Below are 20,516 nucleotides of genomic sequence, written 5' to 3'. Positions count from 1 at the left end.
CAACGGGAACTCAGCATGAGCGAAATCACTATTTATCACAATCCGCGCTGCTCCAAGAGCCGCGAAACCCTGAAGTTACTGCAAGACAATGGCATTGAACCTCGGATTGTGGAATATCTAAAACATCCCTTGCTGCCCACAGAATTACTCGATATCGCTGACCAAGTTGGTGTGGCGTTAAGAGATCTGTTACGCACCAAAGAAGAAGCCTATAAAGCACATGATTTTGAGGATGTGCTCGATTCGCCCGAAGAGTTAGCCAAGAAATTAAGCGAGCACATCAAAGTGCTCGAGCGTCCGATTGTCATCAACACCGAAAGTAAACAAGGTCGGGTTGGGCGTCCTCCTCAAAATGTTATGGAGATACTGTGAACACGCCCTTTTATAAAACGGCTAAATTCCATCGCCAACTTACCCTCGTTTGCTACCCCGGCCTACTCGCCTTTGTAGTGCTTTGGCATGGCGTCTTGGCCCCTAATGAGTTTCTGCCGATTTGGCTCACCCTCGTTATTTGGGGTGTTCCTTTGTTGTTTCCGTTAAAAGGCATTCTTCAGGGCAACCCCTACACCCATGCTTGGGCAAACTTCATCCTGATTTTCTATTTTATGCATGGTTTTACCACGCTATATACGCATCCGCAGGAATTAGCCTACGCCCTTATTGAAATTGTGCTTACAACGGGCGCTTTTATTGGGGCGACGTTTTACGCCCGCTATCGCGGACGCGAGTTGGGATTGAGGTTAAAACGAAAGAAAGAAGAAGATGCTGAGTACGACAAAGAAATGCAGGCGTATGTGAGTAATGCGGGCAAACTTCCTCGCAACAAATCGACTGACTAAATCGCCAGCACTTGTTTCACAAAAGGTAAGGTAAGACGGCGCTGACGAGCCATTGATGCTTGATCAAGCTGCTCTAAAGCGCCCATAAGCTCATGTAAATCACGACTGAGCCGTTGTACGATAAATTCCCCCACGCCTTCTGTGAGTTCAAGCCCGCGTTCTTGCGCGTGCTGCTGCAACACCATTACCTTATCTGCATCTGGCAAAGGCCGCAGTTGGTATGGACTCGCCCATTGCATACGTGAGCGTAAATCCGGCAACACAATGGGTAACCGCGCAATTGAATGGTCTGCGGCCAACACCATAAAACCATTCCCAGCATCCTGAACGCGATTAAACAGCGCAAACAGCGCATCGCACCAAATCCCTTGATCACATACCGCCTGAACATCGTCGAGGGCAATCACATCATAGCGTTCCAATCCCTGCAAAATAGAGACGTCATTAACCCCGTGAAATTCACGCAACGATAAATAGATGCTAGTACGGCCCTGCTCTGCACACTGCTCGCACAGAGCACACAGCAGATGGGTTTTCCCGCGTCCTGAGCTGCCAAATAAATAGGTGTATTGGTGTTCAGGGCGCCACGCGGCGCTCGCAATGCGTTGCAGGTGTGCGACGAGTAATGCATGGGCCTCACCCACCTCACCGCTACCCACGACAAAGTTATCAAAGCGTGCATGATCAGGAAGCTGCACCGGAAGTGCTAGCTGGTGATCCGAGTTCATTAACGAACCCATCGAAGCTCCAATGCGATTTCCTGAGCGGCTATATCCGCATCATTATTCAGGGACTCGCGCCGAATGCGCCGATCGAATTCGAGTGCTTGTGCGAGCCAACTAGCGCCCCCGTTAAGCTGCACCGCAAACTCTGCAGTGCCTTGATGATAACGACGAAGTTGGACCCTATACACTTGCCCCTGTTGCTGCAATAGATGTTCAACTTGCAACACATTTGCAAGTTCATTAACGCCAACCACACGCACTAAAATCTCACCGGTGCCTTCCGTGGTGTCACCGATAAATAACGCAGCCACGCGATCAGCAACACGATTCACAAAATCGGTGGCCAAGGCACCTTCATCGGCGGCCTCAATGATTTCAACAAAGCGCATATCACCGACGCTAACGCGCGCTTCCAAGATATAATGATAGGTACGCCCTTCTTCCATTTCCTCAGGCAAGTAATTGGCCGCAGATTCGTCCTCAGGGCCAAGCAAAACACTACTCGAATCATCCGCTAACTGGCGAAACACACGGGCACTCACTACACCTGCGGTAGGATAACGTGCCGATGCATCTAGAATCTCGCGTTCAAAACGGCCCCAAACATCGCGCGGTGTAATCGCCATTTGGTCTTGCAAGTCCATAAGCGGCATCATCATTGGCAAGCCGCGCCGCCGTGAGGCTTCTCTTAACTGTTCGATTAAGGGTCTTGATTCAGCTCTTCCGACCAAACGAACCCCTTGTTCAGGATGGTTTTCTGCAATCCATAAAAGTAGCTCTGGTCGGCGTCCTGTCCATAACGAGAAGCCTGCGCGCTGCAACAACTGACGAATCCGAGTTTCATCAAAGCTCGCCGATAAAAACAATCCTTCCTCATCGCTACGGTATCCAAACTGCAGGAGGTAATCGTTTACATTCCGCAACTCAGCCCGCACTTGGCTATTGTTTAATACTTCTTCTGTGCCGGAAACACGCACAAGCACGTCTGATAGAATCGACGGCAATACTTGCTGACGCTCATTACGAGTTTGCGACTCGACCTTTCGCTCACCCTGCAAAAGTCGCTGAAAATCAGTATTTGCCGCCACGGGAAACGTCATTACCATGGCTAGTGCCATCAGCAATAATGCTCCCCATCCGCTTGCTTTCGCCGGCAACACCCGGGGGCATCGTTTCGTGATGGATTTCGTCGTCAAATATATTCGTTGCACAACAACCGCCTGAATAATAAGTGTGATCGGATAATAAACACGCAAACCGCTCACGGCAAGTGACAACCTGTGGATAAGGCTGGGGGAATTCTGGCGAAAACTATGCCTGAGTGATAAAGTATTGAAAAAATAAACTATGTCACTCACCCTGTGAACACTATCCCAGTGTGTCAGCAATCCTAGGACGCAAACGCCATGCTCAGACAACAAGTTCGCGCTGTCAGTTCGTTATTATCAACCATGACATTGATCGGCTTGTGTGTAGGCATGACCAGTACCTTATTGAGCTTACGCGGCACCATCGAAGGTTTCTCAACCTTTACGATTGGTTTAATAATGTCTGCGTACTTTATCGGCTTCTTATTTGGTACCACGCGGGCTCCCAAAGATATCCGTCGGGTCGGTTACATTCGCGCGTTCGGTGGACTCGCTGCCTTAGGTACGGTTGCCGTATTAGTGCAATCGATTTGGATTGATCCTGTGGTGTGGTTCGTCATGCGCTTTGTCAGTGGTTTTGCCCTTTCCGCTATGTTTGTTATTGCAGAAAGCTGGCTCAACACCATGGCCGATAATCGCAATCGAGGCGCACTGCTGTCGGTATATTTGGTGTTGATTTATGGTGGCCTCATCATTGGACAGCTGTTATTAGGCTTAGTTGATCCTGCAAGCTTTGTTCCCTTCGCCATTATTGCATTGCTTATTAACGTGGCTTTAATTCCAATTCTCGCGAGTGTCACGGTTGAACCGACCACCCATTCGCCGAAGAAAGTGCCGATGAAGTTGCTCATAGAGCAAGCCCCTTTAGGCTTGCTGGCGGCTTTCTTAGCGCAAGGGTGCTACGCCATGTTTTATGGAGTTGGCCCCGTCTATGCCACTATGGTTGGGCTTTCTGTGGGTCAAGTGTCCATTTTTATGGCGGCTTTTATCTTTGGCGGACTGCTTGCCCAAACCCCGGTTGGCTTTCTCTCTGATAAATACGATCGCCGTCTTGTGCTGGCCGCGGTCACCGGTGCCGGCGCCATCGTCGCTCTCGTGTTGTCACAAGTCACCATTACCAACCCGCTCTGGATATATATTGGCATGGGTGTGCTTGGCGGCTGCTTGCTGCCTATCTATTCACTAGCTATGGCGCACACCAATGATTACTTAGAAAAAGATCAAATGATTGGCGCGACTGGCGCCATTATTAAGGTAGGTGGTGTGGGTGCCATTGTAGGCGCACCGCTAGGCGCTGCCTTAATGCAGTATGCCAACGTTAATATGTTTTTCGTATTAATGGCGGTGCTGGCCATGATGATCTCCGGCTATTCCTTATACCGCGTAACACAACGGGCAAAAGCCCCAGATCAAGTACACTCTTCATTGACCAATTTGGCGCCAGCTCAGCCTTCTGAAGAACTGCTAGCGAGCTTAATTGAAGAAGCTAACGAAGATTTTGAAGAACCTGACGGTAAGATACCAGTTAAACCGGGCACTTCGGGCCCGGTTTAAGCCCTAACCTAGATAAACCACAGGCTATAGCCAGGCACTTAGTAAGGCCTGTGCTTCTGTTTGAATTTGCGCTAGGTGCTCGGCACTTTTCAAACTTTCGGCGTAGATTTTATAAACCGGCTCAGTTCCCGATGGACGCACCGCGAACCATCCATTTTCGGTGGTTACTTTGATGCCACCAAATCCGGCTTGGTTCCCAGGTGCTTTCGTCAAAACGGCGGTCACTGCCTCTCCAGCCAAGGTTTCTAGGTACGGAGGCGTCTCCACTAAATGCGCGAAAGCGGCCATCTGGGCAGGCGTCGCCTGACAATCAATGCGGGCATAACTCGCCTGACCGTACTTGGCTTCAAGCTCCTGATAGTAAACGCTCGGCGACTTTCCAGTGACGGCCTGAATTTCCATCGCAAGTAGGCCCAAAAGAATGCCATCTTTATCGGTAGACCAAGGTTGTCCGGCACGATCAATAAAACTCGCGCCGGCACTTTCTTCACCCGCAAAGGCAATGGTTCCGTCGTTCAAACCTTGCGCAAACCACTTAAAGCCGACAGGTACTTCTAGTAACGTACGCCCTACGCCAGCCACAACGCGGTCAATCATGGCGCTCGATACAAGCGTTTTTCCGATGGCGACATCCGCGCTCCAATCACGATGCTGGGCTAAATAGTCTATCGCAACCGCCAAATAATGATTTGGGTTCATTAAGCCCGCAGGAGTAACGATGCCGTGACGATCATAGTCCGGATCATTACCCACCCCGAGATCATAATCGTCTTTAAGGTTTAATAAGTTCGCCATGGCTGCAGGTGAGGAACAATCCATGCGAATGGCACCGTCTTTATCCAGTGTCATAAAGGCGAAAGACGGATCTACATGACCATTTAAAATGGTAAAATCGAGCTTATAGGTATCACGAATGGCGCGCCAATAAGCCACACCAGCGCCACCCATGGCATCAATACCCACTTTTAATCCAGCGTGTTGAATCGCTTCGATATCAATAACATCGGATAAGCTATCGACATAACTGTTAATCCAATCCATTTTCTTAAGTCGGCGCGATTTTTTCGCTTGCGCAAACGACACGACATTTACACCAATGAGCTCACTTGCAAGAATGGCGTTGGCATATTTTTCGATGGTTTTTGTGGTGTCGCCATCTGCCGGCCCGCCATGGGGAGGATTGTATTTAAAGCCTCCATCTTGCGGAGGATTGTGCGAAGGGGTAATCACAACACCATCGGCAAATCCTTCTTTACGGCCGCGATTGTAGCGGATGATTGCATGGCTAATCACGGGTGTTGGCGTGTAGCCCAAATCCGACTGAATATGGACCTCAATACCGTTGCCAATAAAGACTTCAAGGGCCGTAATAAACGCCGCTTCTGATAGCGCGTGGGTGTCTTTTCCCAGCATCAAAGGGCCTGTAATATTCTGCTCTTCACGGTAGGCCACAATCGCTTGGCTAATGGCCAAAATATGAGCTTCATTAAAGGACAAGCGAAGCGCACTACCCCGATGACCTGAAGTTCCAAAACTAACCTGTTGGTTCGCTTTACCAGGATGAGGCTCATTCACATAATAGGCGCTAACAAGGGCCGGAATATTGACTAAATCGCTCGGTTCCGCTGGCTGACCAGCGCGCGGATGCTGACTCATGTTAATAAATCCCTGATTTGTTCTGCTTCGTCTGCAGTATAGCCAAGTTCCCTTGCTACCTGAGTGAGAATCGATTTTTTCTTCGTGGTGTTATTGTTCGTCACCACCCAATACGGCGTATCTGGAATTTGTTTAGGATTGGTACTGGTGCCCGTACTCGTAAGCTCAGTTTCTGACGCTGAGAAATACAAGCGATTACGCCCACGAATATCCAATACCCTGACAAACTGCTCCGGATGGCAGCGATGCAAGGTTGCTAGAATAAATAAAAATCGTCCCACCACACCTTTTTGCGCCGTGAGGTCTTGCCTTGCAACCCGATCAAAAAAGCGGGACGACTCGCCGCTAGTTGCGGCTACGTTGGCTGAGAGCGTGGGTTTTGGTGTAGCACTAAACGCACTTTCTGCCAAAGAATTCGCAGATAGGCCAAGTAAGCGTCGTAGAATAGACGATGCTGATTCGCCGATATGTTGCGTGTGAGAGGCGATGTACGTGTAGAGTTCGTCATCGATTTCTATCTTTTTCATATACTTACTGCTCTGAAATCGGGTGTTACGGAAAGTGGCCGTTAGTATAACTGAGCCCGCTACAGTTTGCACAAAAAGCACTTCCAAGCGACACTATAAACAGACTTTCGCAGTAAGAGATAAAACATGATTCTAAATTATGAGACCTCAGGCAAGAGCAGCCAGCCTGCCATTATTTTAGTGCACGGCCTGTTTGGCGATCTCGACAACTTAAAGAGTATTTCCCGTGCCCTTCAAGATGACTACTATGTCGTAAATATTGAATTGCGCAACCATGGTAACTCGCCATGGACCGACTCGATGGCCCTTGCGGAAATGGCCGAAGACATTCGTGAAGTTATGCAAGAACTTGATATCGAATCCGCCTACTTACTCGGCCATTCCTTGGGCGGCAAAGTTGTAATGGAATTTGCCTTAAAACACCCTGAGCAAACTCGCGCGCTCATCGTCGCCGACATCGCTCCTGTTGCCTACGATGCCCGCCACACAAGTATTCTAGATGCCCTAGAAGCCCTTAACCTCGATACCATTAATAGCCGTCAAGACGCGGATAAACAGCTAGCGGAGCATATCGACGAGCGCGGCGTACGTTCATTCCTGTTGAAAAACTTGCGCAAAGAAGACGACCAATGGCAATGGCGGATGAACCTCGAGGGTTTACGATCATGTTACCCCGATTTAATTGGCGCACCCCAAAACGAAGGAACCTATAAAGGTCCGGTCTTGTTTATTCGTGGCGGGCGCTCCGATTATGTTACCGAAAAGCATCGTCCAGATATTCAAGCGCGCTTTCCCGCTGCCGAATCAAAAACCATTGCTGAGACAGGCCATTGGCTGCACGCAGAAAAGCCACAAGTATTTAATGGCATTGTGCAGCGCTTTCTTGAAGACATTAGATAACGCCTTTGGGAGTTCCACCAATAATGGGTTTTATGGTATCCTCCGCGCGCAGAGGCTGCATTAAGCGCCGATTTCCATCGAGGAGTTCATTATGCTGTCTGAACACTTTGAGCTCATAGAGAGCCTGATGACCAATTTCGCGATTGCGGCTTTGTTTCTGCTGATAGGCTTGGCGATTCAGGATGTGCTTAAAAAAGGTGATGTTCCGAAAATTGGACGTTTCTTTGTATGGCTCGTTTTGTTTCTGGGAATGGCTGGATTTATTGCAAAAGGGATCATTCAGTTCTTTGTTGAGCGTAGCTTGGGTTAACCGCATAATGCACCCGCGCCGCTAGCACCTGAATTCTAACTATGGCGAAAGAAGCAGCAGATAAAATTACTCCCGATTTATTTCAGGCTGAGAAGCGTCCTGGGCGTCCCCGCACGAACCCACTGCCACGCGAGCAACAGCTTCGGTTAAATAAACGCCGACAGCTCCAACGCGATAAAGCAAAAGGGTTGCGTCGGGTGGAATTAAAGCTCGCCGATGAACTCTACAATGCGCTGACTGAGCAAGCAGAAGCACAAGGTATCAGTCGCAGCACCCTGATTGAAAATCTAATTATGAAAGGGATGCGTACCAAGTAACGCTTCTTAACACACTGGTTTAACACGACGTATTGGGAACCACGTAACTATGGCAACCGTTGGATTATTTTTTGGTAGTGATACGGGCAACACAGAAGCCGTCGCACAAATGATTCAGAAAGAACTTGGCAAGCATCTTATCGATGTCAAAGATATCGCCAAGTCGACCAAAGAGGAGATCGCCGAATATGATCTACTGATCTTTGGTATCCCTACTTGGTATTACGGCGAAGCTCAGTGCGATTGGGATGATTTTTTCCCAGAACTTGAGGAAGTCGACTTCGAGGGCAAAGTGGTTGCGATCTTTGGTTGCGGTGACCAAGAGGATTATGCGGAATACTTCCTCGATGCAATGGGCATGATTCGCGATATCGTTGAAGCCCGTGGCGGCATCATTATTGGCCACTGGCCTACGGAAAGCTATCACTTTGAAGCGTCCAAAGGCATGGCCGATGACGACCATTTTGTTGGATTAGGCATTGATGAAGATCGTCAACCTGAACTCACAAAAGATCGGGTAAAAGCATGGTGCGCTCAATTGATGGAAGAAATGGGCTTAGACCAACTCGCATAACCTGAGTAATATTGTGCAAAAAAGCCCCACAGAGTTCATCCCTTGGGGCTTTTTTTGATCCTTTTTGGTGCGATTTGGCTATCGGATAGTCAATGCTGTTTTCATCGCTGCTCGGATGTGTCTATAATCGAAATCAGTTGAACAATCGGAGATCTTGATGACAACGCCAGATGCTCAATTAAAACAAGCCGGGCTAAAGGTAACCTCGCCTCGGATCAAAATTCTTGAAGTCATGAAGAATCCCGCGCACCAACATGTGAGTGCGGAAGAAGTGTATAAGATTCTTCTGGAACAAGGCGAAGAAGTGGGCTTAGCCACCGTTTATCGGGTGCTCAACCAATTTGATGACGCGGGTATTGTTACGCGGCACCACTTCGAAGGCGGTCGTTCCGTGTTTGAGCTGAGCGCAAAATCTCATCATGATCACCTCGTTTGCCTCACCTGCGGTCGCGTTATCGAATTTGAAGACGACACCATTGAACGCCGACAAATACAAGTGGCCACCGAACATGGCTTAAAACTCACGAATCATAGTCTTTACCTATACGGTGAGTGCAAGTACGCAGCCACCTGCGAACATAATCGCGAAGACGCCGATCATCATAGAATCGAGATTTAATATGGAATGGATGATTTACGGAGCAAACGGCTACACCGGAGAGCTGATTGCCCGCCACGCAGTTGAACAAGGCCACCGCCCTATCCTTGCTGGCCGCAATGAAAAAGCCGTTACCGAATTAGCAGAAACGTTAGGATTACCTAGCCGCATATTTGCCTTAGACAGAGCCCCTCAGGTTGCCGAACAGCTCAGTGATATCGATTTAGTTGTGCACTGTGCAGGCCCATTTGAACTTACTGCTGAAGTAATGATGCGTGCCTGTATCGAAAGTAAAACCCATTATTTAGATATCACTGGCGAGTTAGATATTTTTGAACTCGGTGCCAGTTTTAACGCTGCGGCCCAAAGCGCCGGTATTGTGATCTGTCCCGGTGTCGGCTTCGATGTTATTCCCACCGACTGTGTCGCCGCGCAGCTAAAAGCACAACTTCCCGATGCAACCCACTTACGCCTTGGCTTTGACTCTCGCTCACGGATGAGTCGAGGTACCGCAAAAACCAGTGTGCGTCGCATTGGCCAAGGTGGCGCCATTCGCCGCGATGGCAAGATTGTTAGTGTCCCTTTAGCCTATAAAGCGGAGAACATCGATTTTGGCGGTGGCGAAAAAATGGCGATGACCATACCTTGGGGCGATGTATCGACGGCCTATTACAGTACCGGCATCGAAAATATTGAAGTGTATATTCCTGCGTCTCCAAAACTGGTGAAACGCATGCGCAATATGAACTGGGTACGTTGGTTATTCCGCGCCGAATTTATGAAACGCTGGCTTATGCAGAAAATTGACCAGCAACCCGCTGGCCCCGAAGAAAAAGAACGTAAAGCCCATTACACGTGGGTATGGGGAGAGGCCCGCAATGCGCAGGGTGAGGTGGTAACCATCCGTGAGAAGGTGATGAATGGATATACACTCACTGCGCAAGGCGCAGTGACGATGGCGATGCATGTATTAAACCACCCGACCCCCGGGGGCTTTAACACTCCGTCAAAATTATATGGCCCACACCTTATCGAGAAGTTTCGCGTTTAACCATACACCGTCGCTTCGACATAAAAAAGCTAGCATCCGCTAGCTTTTTTTTGGTCTATTTTCGCGCTCTCTCGAGATCTTCGGGGGTATCAATTCCAGCCGGCGGTTCGATTATCGCTTCCGCCACATGAATTTTCTCACCGTGCCAGAGTACCCGCAGTTGCTCAAGTGATTCCAACTGTTCTAACGGACTTGGCTCCCACTCGGCATAGCGCTCAACAAAGCCTGCGCGGTACGCATAAATACCCACATGGCGCCGATACATTCCTAGCATTAACTCAGCGTGATCGCGATTGGCGGTAAAGCGCTCGCGATCCCACGGAATAGCGGCGCGACTGAAATACAGTGCGTAGTTTGAGCCATCCGCCACTACTTTAACGACATTTGGATTAAACAATTCATCGGAGTTGGTTAACGGCACTGACAGAGTTGCCATGGGTGCAGTACGCTGACTTGATAAGTTCTCCGCGACCTGACAAATGATTTCAGGTGGAATAAAGGGTTCATCCCCTTGCACATTGACGACGACTTGATCATCGGCCAAGGCCAATAAATCCACCACTTCCGCCAAACGCTCCGTGCCTGACTGATGATCGCTTGAGGTAAGCATGGCTCTGCCACCGAATCCACTTACAACATCCACTATACGTTGGTCATCTGTGGCAATAATTACTTCTGAAGCCCCACTTTGCACGGCACGTTCATACACATGCTGAATCATGGGTTTGCCATGAATATCTGCAAGAGGCTTGCCCGGTAAACGGGTGGATTGATAGCGCGCTGGAATGACTACCGTGAAACTCATTTTTTTATTTGCTCCAATTCAGCGACCGATAATTCGCGTGCAGCACTTGCGAGTAATGCAGGAATACCTTCCGTTACTGGGTATGCCAATTGCTCGCCACGACATACAAGTTCGCTTTTATCTTGATTCCATACCAACTTACCCTTGCACGAAGGGCAAGCCAAAATAGATAACATATTTGTAGGAATACTCATGCGTTTACTCCCTGCTGTTGAGTCGCAGAAATCTTTTCTGACGCTTGTTGTACGGCACGTAGAAACTGTTCTTCAAAGGTATCTGGAAATTGCGCCGACACCTGCAAATAGTACCAATGAGGACGCGCAAATGAACGGCACTTTATCGCGTCTTTTTCGGTCATGAGAATGGGTACTTCATTGCTGACATCATAAAAATCTTGCGCCGAATAGGCGTGATGATCAGAAAACACTCGGGTTTCTTGGATATCAATGCCATGTTCCATAACAAAATTAAAAAACCGTTCTGGATTCCCAATACCGGCAATGGCCAACACACTCTCGCCATCAGGAACATCAATCTCTGCGCCATCACTGACTCGACGCCATCCTATGGCCGCCAGGGTCATCGGAACTGCTTGCTCAGCACGCTTGAGCTTTAACCCTTCAATGGTAGCCGTTTGCCCGCCATTCACAATCACCCAATTTGTTGTGCGTAGGCGTCTGCGACTTTCCCGTAACGGTCCTACGGGCAAGCGCCAACCATTTCCTAAACCACGTTCACCATCCACCACCGCAATCTCTATATCGCGATCTAAGGCGTAATGCTGTAATCCGTCATCGGCTAAAATAATATCGACCTCACCCGTGGATTCTAGCAGTTGGGCGGCAGTGACTCGCTTTGGTGCCACCACCACCGGAACACCGGTGAGCTCTGCAAGTAACTTAGGCTCATCGCCTACCTGCAAGGGCGAGCTGTTATGATCAACACGCTGAGGGAATGGACCTTCGCCTCCATAACCGCGGCTGACAATGCCGGGGCGATACCCAGCCGCTTGCAGTAATCGCACCAGACCCATCACTGTTGGGGTTTTTCCAGTTCCACCCACGGTGACATTACCGACCACTACCACGGGTATTGCCACTTTCGTGCGACGTTTTAAACGAATTTTATATAAACCACGTCTGAATGCAGCGATGCAGGTAAACAGGCCGCTCAACGGCGCGAGAGGCCATAATGGCAACGCTAGCTTGGGTTGATACCACCAGCGCACGATCTGCTTTTCTTGTTTGCGTTGCTGCATTTGCGGCAACACCTTCCTCTTCGATTTTAATTTCACACTGAATCACTACCAAACTGCATTTGATACAACTGAGCATAAGCCCCATTTTGCTCGATTAGAGTGTCATGGGTACCACGCTCAACCACTTTACCTTGGTCCATCACCAGAATTTCATCGGCAGCCTCAATGGTTGATAACCGATGGGCAATCACTAATGATGTACGATTCTGCTGCAAATTCTCTAACGCTTGTTGAATATGACGTTCAGATTCAGTATCCAATGCCGATGTCGCCTCATCAAGGATGAGTATAGGTGCATCCCGCAATAGCGCACGTGCAATCGCAATCCGCTGGCGTTGACCGCCTGATAACATCACGCCATTTTCACCCACAATGGTATCTAGCCCTTCTGGTAACTTATTTACAAATTCATCAGCGTACGCAAGCTTCAATGCCCGATCGATGTCCGCTTGGCTCACCGAGCGGTTTGCGCCATAGGCAATATTGTTGGCAATGGTATCGTTGAACAAACTGACGCTTTGCGAGACCACAGCAAACTGACGTCGCAACGAGCGCAAATCGTATTCACGAATATCGACGCCATCAAGCTTGATCACACCGGTTTCATAATCATAAAAACGCGTTAATAAACTCGAAATAGTTGATTTACCACTGCCCGAACGCCCCACTAGCGCCAGTGTTTTCCCCGCGGGAATGGTAAAGCTCACGGAATCGAGTGCCGCAGCCTTTTTGCCTGGATAACGAAAGGTGACATTCTCTACTGCGAGATCGCCATTCACTCGGTCCCGCTGCATACGCCCTGTATCTTTTTCTGCTTCCTCATCAAGTACCGTGAAAATACTGGCAGAAGCCGCCAGACCGCGCTGAAAATCAGCATTCACATTGGTTAACTGCTTTAACGGCCGTAATAGCATAATCATACAGGTGAGCAATGTAGTGAAAGCGCCCGGCGTTAACTGATCGAGCATGCTTGGGAAACTCGCAATAAAGAGCACTGCAGCAAGGCTTAACGAGGCGATAAATTGAATGACCGAGGTACTAATAGTGCGAATGTTCACCAACTTCATATTCTGTTGGCGGGTGGAGTTATTCACGTTCGCAAAACGCTCCGACTCTTGTTGTTGGCCTTCAAACATCACCACCACTTGATGACCGTTAATCATCTGCTCGGAGGATGTGGTTACATTCCCCATAGCGGTTTGGATTTTTGAACTGACTTCCCGGAATTTGCGTGAAACCACGGCGACGATTTTGCCAATCGCCGGACCAATGAGCAAAAACACCAACGACAATTGCCAACTGTGATACATCATCAAGCCAAGAAGACCGATTACAAATGCGCCTTCCCGAATCAGGGTAAGAATGGCTCTACTGTTTGCTTCGGCAAGCTGTTGCGTATCGTAGGTTATTTTGGAAATCAGATCCCCAGTAGAAATACGATCATGATAGGACACGGGCAAGCGCATTAAGTGTTCAAATAACTCTTGGCGCATTTTGGTGACAATATGAAACCCCACGTAACTGAGAAAGTACGTCGATATAAAATTAAAAAAGCCCCTGAGGATAAAAATAAGAGGCACAAAAATTGCCCCATAAATGAGAATGGTCGGGTTTCCGGCACCGAGCCCATCATCAATCAAGGTTTCAATGTGGTAGAAAAAGAATGTATCGACGCCAGCGTAACCGAGCATACCAATCACTGCGATAACGAAGGCTAGACGGTATGGCTTTAAGTATTTTAATAACCGTCGGAAATTAGATTTTCGTTTAGGTTGAGAATCCATTGGAATCCATTTTGTTGTGAAATCCATGTCATTGTAACCGTAACCCGAATCTCTTGACCAGTCAGCATTGATGAGCAAGGTGTCAGCAGCAGCATTTTAGTCGGTCTGAATCGGTTGCTGTAAAAACCAAAGCGGCTGAATTGCTTGACGAAATGGCCGCACCTTCCAACTAAAACCGGTATCGGTATTACCAGTGAGTATGACCGATATTTGACCAGAATAGCCAGTATTGAACAGCGGAATATGCCGTTTTTGATAACGTTTTTGTACATCTTTATGAGGCATACCCCATTGATTTAAGAAGCCAGTTCCCACCAAAGCGACTTTCGGAGCAACTCGATCGATAAACTCAAGCTGGCTCGACGTTTGTGAACCGTGATGAGGTACTTGCAACACGTCGGCTTGAAAGCTTCCACTGTAGCGCCCCACCATTCGTAGCTCTGTCAGCCGTTGAATATCCCCAGTGAGCAGCACTCGCTGCCCTGAAAAATCGAGTAATAGGACACAGCTATCGTTATTGGGACCAAATGACGGCCCTGGCATAGGTGCCAACGCCCGAATGAGCACCCCCTGCCAGCGCCAAACCTGGCCCCATTCACAGGGCCAGCGCAAGGTCTGCGCCTGGGCTTCAAGGTCTGAACCCACGTAAACCTCCGGTTGCAGACGCGTTTCTAAAATCTGCACGCTTGGATATGCCCGCTGCACGCTTTCGGCACCGCCCACATGATCTTGATGCGGATGCGATAGAACTAACCACTCGGGTGTTAATCGGTGGTAGCGCAAGAATGGAATCACCACACTCCTTCCTGTATCGAAACCACCTGCAAAGCGCGGGCCTGCGTCGTACACAAGGGCTTTACGGCCCCGTTGAATAACCACCGCATTGCCCTGACCAACGTCGAGCATGTGCACTGCGAATTCATGAGGGGCTGCAGGTTGCAGCCAAAGCAGCAAGGCTACGCTGGTAGCAGTAGCCATTTGCACCCGTTGAGTACGCGTTGCCGGCCAATAGCGCCACACAAACCAAAATGCAGGTATCACACTCCAGCGTTGATCTGCGACCGCATGCCAGTGCATCGGCACATGAGAACTAAGCACAAGTCCGTGCATAACGATATGTAGTGCAATATCCGCTGGATAAAGTATGAAATAGGCCGCCTGCTCGATCGCGTGCCCCGTTCCCCATGTAATCGCCAATACCAATGCCGCTAGCAAGCACAGCGGTAAGATCAACAAGGTGAATATGGGAATCACCCATAGGTTGGTGACAGGAGCTATCCACGGAATACCCGCGAAGTAACGAATCGTGAGGGGAATTAAGGCAAGCGTGAGCAATACTTCCAGTCGCCATAAACTTATTATTTTTTGAACTAGGGGCGCTCCTTGCAAGGCGTCTGATGGCGCCCGCCATTGCCAAAGAAATATGGCAAGAACCGCGCCTACAGACAACCAAAAACCTGGATCTAACCAGGCAAAGGGGTCGACCAGTAAAAGCAAGGCAACACAGCGCAATAAAATACGCAGGGGCGCTATTCTTAACCCGTGGAGGCGCACAACCACAAAAAAACTGACTAGAATCAGCGCCCTTACCGTACTTACCGCAAAGTCAGCGAGGGCGGCATAGCAAAAGGCAACAAGCCACGCGCTGAGCAATGCGTAATGCTCATAGGAGGGTTGCTGTGCCTTGCACTGTATGGCGCTGCCTAGACAACAGCGATAGCTCGCTGCTAGCGAGATCCACAGCACACGGCCAAGCCACCAGGCAAAGCCAAACACCAACGTAAGATGTAATCCGGAAATCGCCATAATATGGGCAACGCCAGTCTGCTGAAATAGATGCCATTGGGCAGACTGAATATCTTGGCGATTGCCCGTCATCAGTGCTAATAGGAATCCGGTGTAATCCAATCCTGTGGGGTTATCGACGCTTCGTTGCCATGGCCGAACTTGCTCGGCGATATAGCTACGCAGTGATGTCGCCGCGGCGGGCTGTATCTTTTCGCCGGATTGAATGTGCACGCTCGCTCTTATGCGGTCGCGCAGCCAACGTAACTGAGCGGGACGGCTGCCCTCATTGGCAAGCCCCGTTGCCGGGCGCGCGCGAACTTGGAACTGCCATATTTCACCAGATTTAGGCGGTGTAACTTCGGTCGGAAAATACCAGTGTAAACGTACTTTCGGGGCCCCCCAACGCCCTACTGCAAAAGGAAGTTGCCAACGCGCTGGCGCGTCAACCAGGCGGCCATCAAACTGCCAACGTTCAGTACTGGCAATGCTTACCGATTCCACCTGTATGCTTATTTCAGCCGGTTGACGCCATTCCGTTGAGGGAAGTTGCCATAAATTCAGCATCTTCACATTGAATAATGACCAACAAATGCCGCACAATAGGGCACTTAGCAATACAGCGGCTAGCGTTGCTGTGGTCTGACTATTGTGACAATACCGATATATACTTATCGCCAGTAGCACAGCAACAAAAAGCGCCAAAAGGCTTAGTGACCACGCGGGGTGCAACCATGGCATTGTCAGCACGCCAGCAATAAAAGCAGCGCACAGGCGATCGAGTGGAAGTGGTATATTCACAAGTAGCATCCATGCAATAAGTGAATAACGTTACTCATCATCCTTTGGAATTGACGAGCACACATGCCAAGAAAATTTCTAAAACGGTTTATGCCCGACATCCACAAGCTAAATGCCTATGGGGTTTTAAAGCCCTTTGGCAAGCTCGCGCATGACCCAAATCTATGGCACCTCAACCGTCGCAGTGCGGCCGGGGCATTTGCTGTAGGGATTTTTCTCGCCTTTATGCCGATGCCGTTTCAAATGGTCGCAGCGGCAGCTGTGGCTATTCTATTGCGGGTAAATTTACCCCTGTCGGTGGCATTAGTGTGGATCAGCAACCCCATTACCATGCCACCCATGCTTTACGGTTCGTACCGCGTCGGTACTTTTTTACTGAATCAACCCTCTGAACCATTCCTATTTGAGCTTTCGTGGGCCTGGTTCCAAGCGAGCGTGTCGTCAATAGTGCCTGCCCTGTTACTCGGCTCTATCGTGGTTGGTGCGATATTTTCCAGTCTTAGTTACCTGGCGGTTCGTAAAATTTGGCGGCAAGCTGTGCAAAGCGCTTGGGACGAACGCATGCGTTTGCGTCGTGAGCGGTTACGCGCCCTTAAAGAAGAATTCAAACAACGCCGGCAAAGTCTGCGTGACGAGGCGGATTAGCGGCCCCGTAACCCATCAACCGGCGCCATGTTTGCGGCCCGCCATGCAGGATAAAGTGTTGCTAGAACGCTCGTCAGCATTGCCACGCCTATCACCACTACAACATCACGCAGCAAGAGTTCCGACGGAATTTGACTGACAAAATATAGTTCATTTGGCAACAGCGAAAAGGCAAACTGACGCTCTAGCAGTGCGAGCATGGCCGGCAAGTAAAGTGCAACTAAGCTGCCAATAACTCCCCCAAGAAGTGCGCCAATAACGCCGTTTAAACTTCCCTGCCAAACAAAGGTATGCAAAATCAGGCGATGATCCGCACCCATAGTCTTCAAGATGGCGATACTGGCTTTTTTCTCCTGCACCACCATCACTAAAGTCGATACAATATTAAAGGATGCTACCGCGAGTACGAGCACCAACACCAGATACATTATTGTACGCACAAGCTGAATGTCGCGGTACAAGTGCCCCTCGGTGCGGGTCCAATCGTGAATATAGGCATATTCATTAATTTGTCGTGCGACCTCATGCGCCACGTGCGGGGCATCGTATACATTATGCAGGGCGAGGCGCACCGCGCTGGCGTCACCATCTAATCGCGCCGCTTCGCGTCCTGTTTGCAAGTGAATATAACCTTGTTGGAAATCCAATTCGCCACCCATGGCAAATATACCCGCCACTTGCGTTGATAGCCTGCGTGGCGCTCGCAAACCGCCGCTATTCTGTAATTGCGGAATCATCACCACCAGATCATCGCCGATACCCACATTGAGCAAGTCTGCCATGCCCTGTCCAAGTAAAATGCCATTCGGCGTTTCTTTAAAATGATTCCAATCGGTATCACTGACGTAGCGGCGCAGACCGGAAACCCTTGCTTCGTAGTCGGGTTCTATCGCACGCAGCTCAAGCCCACGAAATCGCCCCGGTTGCTGGATCATTGCGCTGAGCACGATCACGGGGGCGGCGGCGCGTACCCCTGAATGCTGTTCCGCCACCGCGACCACTTCTTGCCAATCGCGCAAACTTCCGCGCACCGCGCGGTACTCAACGTGGGGAACCAGTGATAGAAAATCTTCTTCAAGCGCTTTTTGAAAGCCATTCATGACCGATAACAGCACAATCAAAATGGCGCAGCCTAAACCAATACCTATGGTTGAGGACGCGGATATAAAACTTAGATAGCGTGTTTTTTCACGACTGCGTCGAAAGCGTTGCGCTAACAACAACGGCAAATTCATGCCACACCCTCCACAAAAACACCGTGATCAAGATGCAATTGCCGAGGCAGCTTTTTCGCCAAGGCGGTATCGTGGGTTACCACAATAAACGCTGTATTAAATTCTTTATTTAACTCCAGCATCAAGTCGTAAATGACCGCAGCGGTGTCTTCATCAAGGTTACCCGTTGGCTCGTCAGCCAGCACTAATGCGGGGTTATTGACTAACGCTCGCGCAATCGCCACCCGTTGCCGCTCACCACCGGACAGCTTCGCCGGCGCATGATGCAAGCGATGGCCCAAACCCACACGCTCAAGCAACGCTTTGGCTTGCTCATGCGCAATCTTGGTTGATTTTCCGGCAATAAGCAGCGGCATCGCCACATTCTCAAGGGCACTAAATTCACCGAGCAAGTGATGAAATTGATAAATAAAGCCAAGGGAACGATTCCGCCATTTCGCTAACGCATTTGCGCTCATCTCAGAGGGCCGCGCTGCCACCACCTCTAAGATGCCCGCGTCAGGGCTATCTAAGCCCCCAAGAATATGCAAGAAAGTACTCTTACCCGAACCCGATGCACCGACGATAGCCAACATTTCACCGGCTTCAAGTTGAAAGTCGAGGTGTTCAAGAACACATACGCGCTGCTCGCCATCTTGATAACTTTTCGATAGTCCTTGAACCTGAATTAACTTATTCATAGCGTAAAATCTCTGCCGGTTGGATACGTGCCGCTCGCCACGCTGGGTATAGTGTCGCGATCATGGTTAAGACAAGCGCTGCCAGCACAATGTCTGCAATTTGGCGCCAGCGCACTTCAAAAGGCATAGCTTGACCATGCATAAAGATATCAATGCCGGCCGTCATTAAAATTGGATTGAGGCTGTAGGTTAATAACACACCTAAAAAGGTTCCCAACAAAATACCGACCACACCGCTATACATGCCCTGAATAATCAAGGTTTGATACAAGCGCGTCCGCGACAGACCTAAGGTTTGTAGCACCGCAATATCGCTGCGTTTATCTTGAATGAGCATCACTAAGGCCGATACCGCATTGAACGCGGCGACAGCAACAATCAGCCCTAGCATCACCATCATCATGCCCTTTTCCATGCGTACCGCCGCGAATAACTGACCAAAGCGTTCTTGCCAATCACGCACATGTAACTGATCCGTCAGCTGCAGTTGCTCGATTTGTCGATTCAGTTGGTTCGCCACATCCCGCGCTTGGAATGCATCATTCAGCCATAACCGAATACCACTCACATTTCCCTCCGGAAAACGAAATAAGCGAGCTGCATCTTGTCCGTGCATCAACACCAACTGCTGATCAATATCGGCCCCTACTTCAAAGATACCGGCCACCGTAAACTGACGTTGTGCGGGCATCACGCCAAGCGGTGTGTGCTGTTGCCCTGCAGCAGCGGTAATACGAATGCGATCACCCACATGGGCTTCCAATTGCATCGCCAAAGGGCGGCCAATAAATACGCGGTATTCTCCGGCCTGCAGATCCGTTAACCGGCCCATTAACAGATGCGCCGCTAAGACGCTATTAGCGGGCTCATGTTCCGGATAAATACCTTGCAGCATCACCGCTTGCAGCTGTCCTTCACCTTGAACTAAGCCTTCCGACTGGACAAACGGACTAACATGCTGAACCTGTTGCGGCCACTGCAATTGTGCGGCTCGCTGGTGCCAATCGGACAGCGAACCTTGTGCCGCATCGATAACGGTCACCTGAGGCACAATGCCTAGTATTCGGGTTTTTAACTCCCGTTCAAAACCATTCATCACTGACATCACAATAATCAATGCCATAACACCTAGCATGATCCCTGCCATGACAAATCGACTAATAAAACGAGTGAAGGACGATCGTTCCCGCGAACGACTGTAACGAAGCGCCAAAAATACGGGGATCGGCAATGAGAATTTCAACACGAATGAATTCCGAATCCAAAAGATGAATAGCAAGGATAATCACAACCGCGTGTCGGTACAACCTGCCCGAAGCAGTTG

At 49.6% G+C, this 20,516-nt stretch carries 22 protein-coding genes; 10 read left to right on the top strand and 12 right to left on the bottom strand.

Features of this window, described 5'->3' with window-relative positions:
• The first annotated feature begins 15 nt into the window (after positions 1-15).
• Together arsC and HXZ99_RS01185 are read left to right on the top strand one after the other, a co-directional pair.
• Positions 16-372, top strand: coding sequence for an arsenate reductase (glutaredoxin) (gene arsC, locus HXZ99_RS01190; RefSeq protein WP_194755445.1), 357 nt, complete (start codon positions 16-18; stop codon positions 370-372).
• Positions 369-839: a DUF2069 domain-containing protein gene (locus tag HXZ99_RS01185; RefSeq protein WP_194755444.1), complete on the top strand. Its 471-nt coding sequence runs from the start codon at positions 369-371 to the stop codon at positions 837-839. The genes arsC and HXZ99_RS01185 overlap by 4 nt, the downstream gene beginning before the upstream one ends.
• Here HXZ99_RS01185 and hda read toward each other — a convergent pair.
• Both hda and HXZ99_RS01175 read right to left on the bottom strand, forming a co-directional pair.
• Positions 836-1,579: a DnaA regulatory inactivator Hda gene (gene hda, locus HXZ99_RS01180; protein ID WP_194755443.1), complete on the bottom strand. Its 744-nt coding sequence runs from the start codon at positions 1,577-1,579 to the stop codon at positions 836-838. The two genes, HXZ99_RS01185 and hda, sit on opposite strands and share 4 nt — an antisense overlap.
• Positions 1,567-2,682, bottom strand: a complete 1,116-nt coding sequence (locus tag HXZ99_RS01175; protein WP_194755442.1) for a DUF2066 domain-containing protein — start codon at positions 2,680-2,682, stop codon at positions 1,567-1,569. The genes hda and HXZ99_RS01175 overlap by 13 nt, the downstream gene beginning before the upstream one ends.
• Positions 2,683-2,970: 288 nt before the next feature.
• Here HXZ99_RS01175 and HXZ99_RS01170 point away from each other — a divergent pair, with 288 nt between their 5' ends.
• Positions 2,971-4,266 (top strand): MFS transporter, encoded by a 1,296-nt coding sequence (locus HXZ99_RS01170; RefSeq protein ID WP_194755441.1) that lies wholly within the window; start codon positions 2,971-2,973, stop codon positions 4,264-4,266.
• A gap of 24 nt (positions 4,267-4,290) precedes the next feature.
• On the opposite strand, the gene pgm is transcribed toward HXZ99_RS01170, so the two are convergent.
• The gene (gene pgm / locus HXZ99_RS01165) at positions 4,291-5,922 is read right to left on the bottom strand and encodes a phosphoglucomutase (alpha-D-glucose-1,6-bisphosphate-dependent) (RefSeq protein WP_194755440.1); all 1,632 of its coding nucleotides are present in this window, start codon (positions 5,920-5,922) and stop codon (positions 4,291-4,293) included.
• Complete coding sequence (gene seqA, locus HXZ99_RS01160) at positions 5,919-6,449, bottom strand: replication initiation negative regulator SeqA (protein ID WP_194755439.1); 531 nt, start codon at positions 6,447-6,449, stop codon at positions 5,919-5,921. The genes pgm and seqA overlap by 4 nt, the downstream gene beginning before the upstream one ends.
• A gap of 126 nt (positions 6,450-6,575) precedes the next feature.
• On the opposite strand from seqA, the gene HXZ99_RS01155 reads away from it, so the two are divergent.
• The 6 genes from HXZ99_RS01155 to HXZ99_RS01130 all read left to right on the top strand — a co-directional run bounded on the left by HXZ99_RS01155 (position 6,576) and on the right by HXZ99_RS01130 (position 10,199).
• Complete coding sequence (locus tag HXZ99_RS01155) at positions 6,576-7,349, top strand: alpha/beta fold hydrolase (RefSeq protein ID WP_194755438.1); 774 nt, start codon at positions 6,576-6,578, stop codon at positions 7,347-7,349.
• Between the two features lie 91 nt (positions 7,350-7,440).
• A complete protein-coding gene (locus HXZ99_RS01150; RefSeq protein ID WP_143234456.1) occupies positions 7,441-7,659 on the top strand; it encodes a DUF2788 domain-containing protein in 219 nt (72 codons plus the stop codon).
• Positions 7,660-7,700: 41 nt separating this feature from the next.
• Positions 7,701-7,976 (top strand): LexA regulated protein, encoded by a 276-nt coding sequence (gene ybfE, locus HXZ99_RS01145; RefSeq protein WP_194755437.1) that lies wholly within the window; start codon positions 7,701-7,703, stop codon positions 7,974-7,976.
• A gap of 49 nt (positions 7,977-8,025) precedes the next feature.
• Positions 8,026-8,550, top strand: a complete 525-nt coding sequence (fldA, locus tag HXZ99_RS01140; RefSeq protein WP_194755436.1) for a flavodoxin FldA — start codon at positions 8,026-8,028, stop codon at positions 8,548-8,550.
• Positions 8,551-8,707: 157 nt separating this feature from the next.
• Entirely contained in the window at positions 8,708-9,169 is a 462-nt protein-coding gene (gene fur / locus HXZ99_RS01135) for a ferric iron uptake transcriptional regulator (RefSeq protein WP_194755435.1), read from the top strand.
• A 1-nt stretch (position 9,170) separates the two neighbouring features.
• Positions 9,171-10,199 carry a saccharopine dehydrogenase family protein gene (locus HXZ99_RS01130; protein WP_194755434.1) on the top strand — a complete coding sequence of 343 codons (1,029 nt, stop codon included), beginning with the start codon at positions 9,171-9,173 and terminating at the stop codon, positions 10,197-10,199.
• 55 nt (positions 10,200-10,254) lie between these two features.
• On the opposite strand, the gene kdsB is transcribed toward HXZ99_RS01130, so the two are convergent.
• The 5 genes from kdsB to HXZ99_RS01105 form a co-directional block, all read right to left on the bottom strand.
• Complete coding sequence (gene kdsB / locus HXZ99_RS01125; RefSeq protein WP_194755433.1) at positions 10,255-11,004, bottom strand: 3-deoxy-manno-octulosonate cytidylyltransferase; 750 nt, start codon at positions 11,002-11,004, stop codon at positions 10,255-10,257.
• On the bottom strand, positions 11,001-11,198 hold the full coding sequence (locus HXZ99_RS01120) for a Trm112 family protein (protein WP_194755432.1): 198 nt from the start codon (positions 11,196-11,198) through the stop codon (positions 11,001-11,003). The genes kdsB and HXZ99_RS01120 overlap by 4 nt, the downstream gene beginning before the upstream one ends.
• A complete protein-coding gene (gene lpxK / locus HXZ99_RS01115; protein ID WP_194755431.1) occupies positions 11,195-12,262 on the bottom strand; it encodes a tetraacyldisaccharide 4'-kinase in 1,068 nt (355 codons plus the stop codon). The genes HXZ99_RS01120 and lpxK overlap by 4 nt, the downstream gene beginning before the upstream one ends.
• Positions 12,263-12,294: 32 nt before the next feature.
• Entirely contained in the window at positions 12,295-14,046 is a 1,752-nt protein-coding gene (msbA, locus tag HXZ99_RS01110) for a lipid A export permease/ATP-binding protein MsbA (protein ID WP_194755430.1), read from the bottom strand.
• 96 nt (positions 14,047-14,142) lie between these two features.
• Complete coding sequence (locus HXZ99_RS01105) at positions 14,143-16,632, bottom strand: DNA internalization-related competence protein ComEC/Rec2 (protein ID WP_194755429.1); 2,490 nt, start codon at positions 16,630-16,632, stop codon at positions 14,143-14,145.
• Positions 16,633-16,695: 63 nt separating this feature from the next.
• Here HXZ99_RS01105 and HXZ99_RS01100 point away from each other — a divergent pair, with 63 nt between their 5' ends.
• Entirely contained in the window at positions 16,696-17,277 is a 582-nt protein-coding gene (locus HXZ99_RS01100) for a DUF2062 domain-containing protein (RefSeq protein WP_194755428.1), read from the top strand.
• Here the strand turns inward: HXZ99_RS01100 and HXZ99_RS01095 are convergent.
• From HXZ99_RS01095 to HXZ99_RS01085, 3 genes are read right to left on the bottom strand one after another with little or no spacing between them, the layout of a single operon-like run.
• Positions 17,274-18,512 (bottom strand): lipoprotein-releasing ABC transporter permease subunit, encoded by a 1,239-nt coding sequence (locus HXZ99_RS01095; RefSeq protein WP_194755427.1) that lies wholly within the window; start codon positions 18,510-18,512, stop codon positions 17,274-17,276. The genes HXZ99_RS01100 and HXZ99_RS01095 overlap by 4 nt on opposite strands.
• Positions 18,509-19,192, bottom strand: a complete 684-nt coding sequence (gene lolD, locus HXZ99_RS01090; protein ID WP_194755426.1) for a lipoprotein-releasing ABC transporter ATP-binding protein LolD — start codon at positions 19,190-19,192, stop codon at positions 18,509-18,511. The genes HXZ99_RS01095 and lolD overlap by 4 nt, the downstream gene beginning before the upstream one ends.
• Positions 19,185-20,438 carry a lipoprotein-releasing ABC transporter permease subunit gene (locus HXZ99_RS01085; RefSeq protein WP_331458458.1) on the bottom strand — a complete coding sequence of 418 codons (1,254 nt, stop codon included), beginning with the start codon at positions 20,436-20,438 and terminating at the stop codon, positions 19,185-19,187. Before HXZ99_RS01085 ends, lolD begins: the two co-directional genes overlap by 8 nt.
• Positions 20,439-20,516 lie beyond the last annotated feature (78 nt).

The sequence above is a fragment of the Aliidiomarina indica genome, from assembly GCF_015354615.1.
In the GTDB taxonomy this organism is placed as follows: Bacteria; Pseudomonadota; Gammaproteobacteria; order Enterobacterales; family Alteromonadaceae; genus Aliidiomarina; species Aliidiomarina indica.
The sequence above is the reverse complement of the archived record's forward strand: the minus strand, read 5'-3'. Positions and strand labels throughout refer to the sequence as shown.

What these genes read in the sequence shown, in the direction of transcription:
- HXZ99_RS01100 (WP_194755428.1), top strand. Translation starts at nt 16,696, where the DNA reads ATGCCAAGAAAATTTCTAAAACGGTTTATGCCCGACATCCACAAGCTA.
- ybfE (WP_194755437.1), top strand. Translation starts at nt 7,701, where the DNA reads ATGGCGAAAGAAGCAGCAGATAAAATTACTCCCGATTTATTTCAGGCT.
- HXZ99_RS01175 (WP_194755442.1), bottom strand. Translation starts at nt 2,682, where the DNA reads ATGGCACTAGCCATGGTAATGACGTTTCCCGTGGCGGCAAATACTGAT.
- msbA (WP_194755430.1), bottom strand. Translation starts at nt 14,046, where the DNA reads ATGGATTCTCAACCTAAACGAAAATCTAATTTCCGACGGTTATTAAAA.
- HXZ99_RS01130 (WP_194755434.1), top strand. Translation starts at nt 9,171, where the DNA reads ATGGAATGGATGATTTACGGAGCAAACGGCTACACCGGAGAGCTGATT.
- fur (WP_194755435.1), top strand. Translation starts at nt 8,708, where the DNA reads ATGACAACGCCAGATGCTCAATTAAAACAAGCCGGGCTAAAGGTAACC.
- HXZ99_RS01170 (WP_194755441.1), top strand. Translation starts at nt 2,971, where the DNA reads ATGCTCAGACAACAAGTTCGCGCTGTCAGTTCGTTATTATCAACCATG.
- HXZ99_RS01155 (WP_194755438.1), top strand. Translation starts at nt 6,576, where the DNA reads ATGATTCTAAATTATGAGACCTCAGGCAAGAGCAGCCAGCCTGCCATT.
- seqA (WP_194755439.1), bottom strand. Translation starts at nt 6,449, where the DNA reads ATGAAAAAGATAGAAATCGATGACGAACTCTACACGTACATCGCCTCT.
- arsC (WP_194755445.1), top strand. Translation starts at nt 16, where the DNA reads ATGAGCGAAATCACTATTTATCACAATCCGCGCTGCTCCAAGAGCCGC.
- pgm (WP_194755440.1), bottom strand. Translation starts at nt 5,922, where the DNA reads ATGAGTCAGCATCCGCGCGCTGGTCAGCCAGCGGAACCGAGCGATTTA.
- HXZ99_RS01120 (WP_194755432.1), bottom strand. Translation starts at nt 11,198, where the DNA reads ATGAGTATTCCTACAAATATGTTATCTATTTTGGCTTGCCCTTCGTGC.
- kdsB (WP_194755433.1), bottom strand. Translation starts at nt 11,004, where the DNA reads ATGAGTTTCACGGTAGTCATTCCAGCGCGCTATCAATCCACCCGTTTA.
- lpxK (WP_194755431.1), bottom strand. Translation starts at nt 12,262, where the DNA reads ATGCAGCAACGCAAACAAGAAAAGCAGATCGTGCGCTGGTGGTATCAA.
- hda (WP_194755443.1), bottom strand. Translation starts at nt 1,579, where the DNA reads ATGGGTTCGTTAATGAACTCGGATCACCAGCTAGCACTTCCGGTGCAG.
- HXZ99_RS01095 (WP_194755427.1), bottom strand. Translation starts at nt 18,512, where the DNA reads ATGAATTTGCCGTTGTTGTTAGCGCAACGCTTTCGACGCAGTCGTGAA.
- HXZ99_RS01150 (WP_143234456.1), top strand. Translation starts at nt 7,441, where the DNA reads ATGCTGTCTGAACACTTTGAGCTCATAGAGAGCCTGATGACCAATTTC.
- fldA (WP_194755436.1), top strand. Translation starts at nt 8,026, where the DNA reads ATGGCAACCGTTGGATTATTTTTTGGTAGTGATACGGGCAACACAGAA.
- lolD (WP_194755426.1), bottom strand. Translation starts at nt 19,192, where the DNA reads ATGAATAAGTTAATTCAGGTTCAAGGACTATCGAAAAGTTATCAAGAT.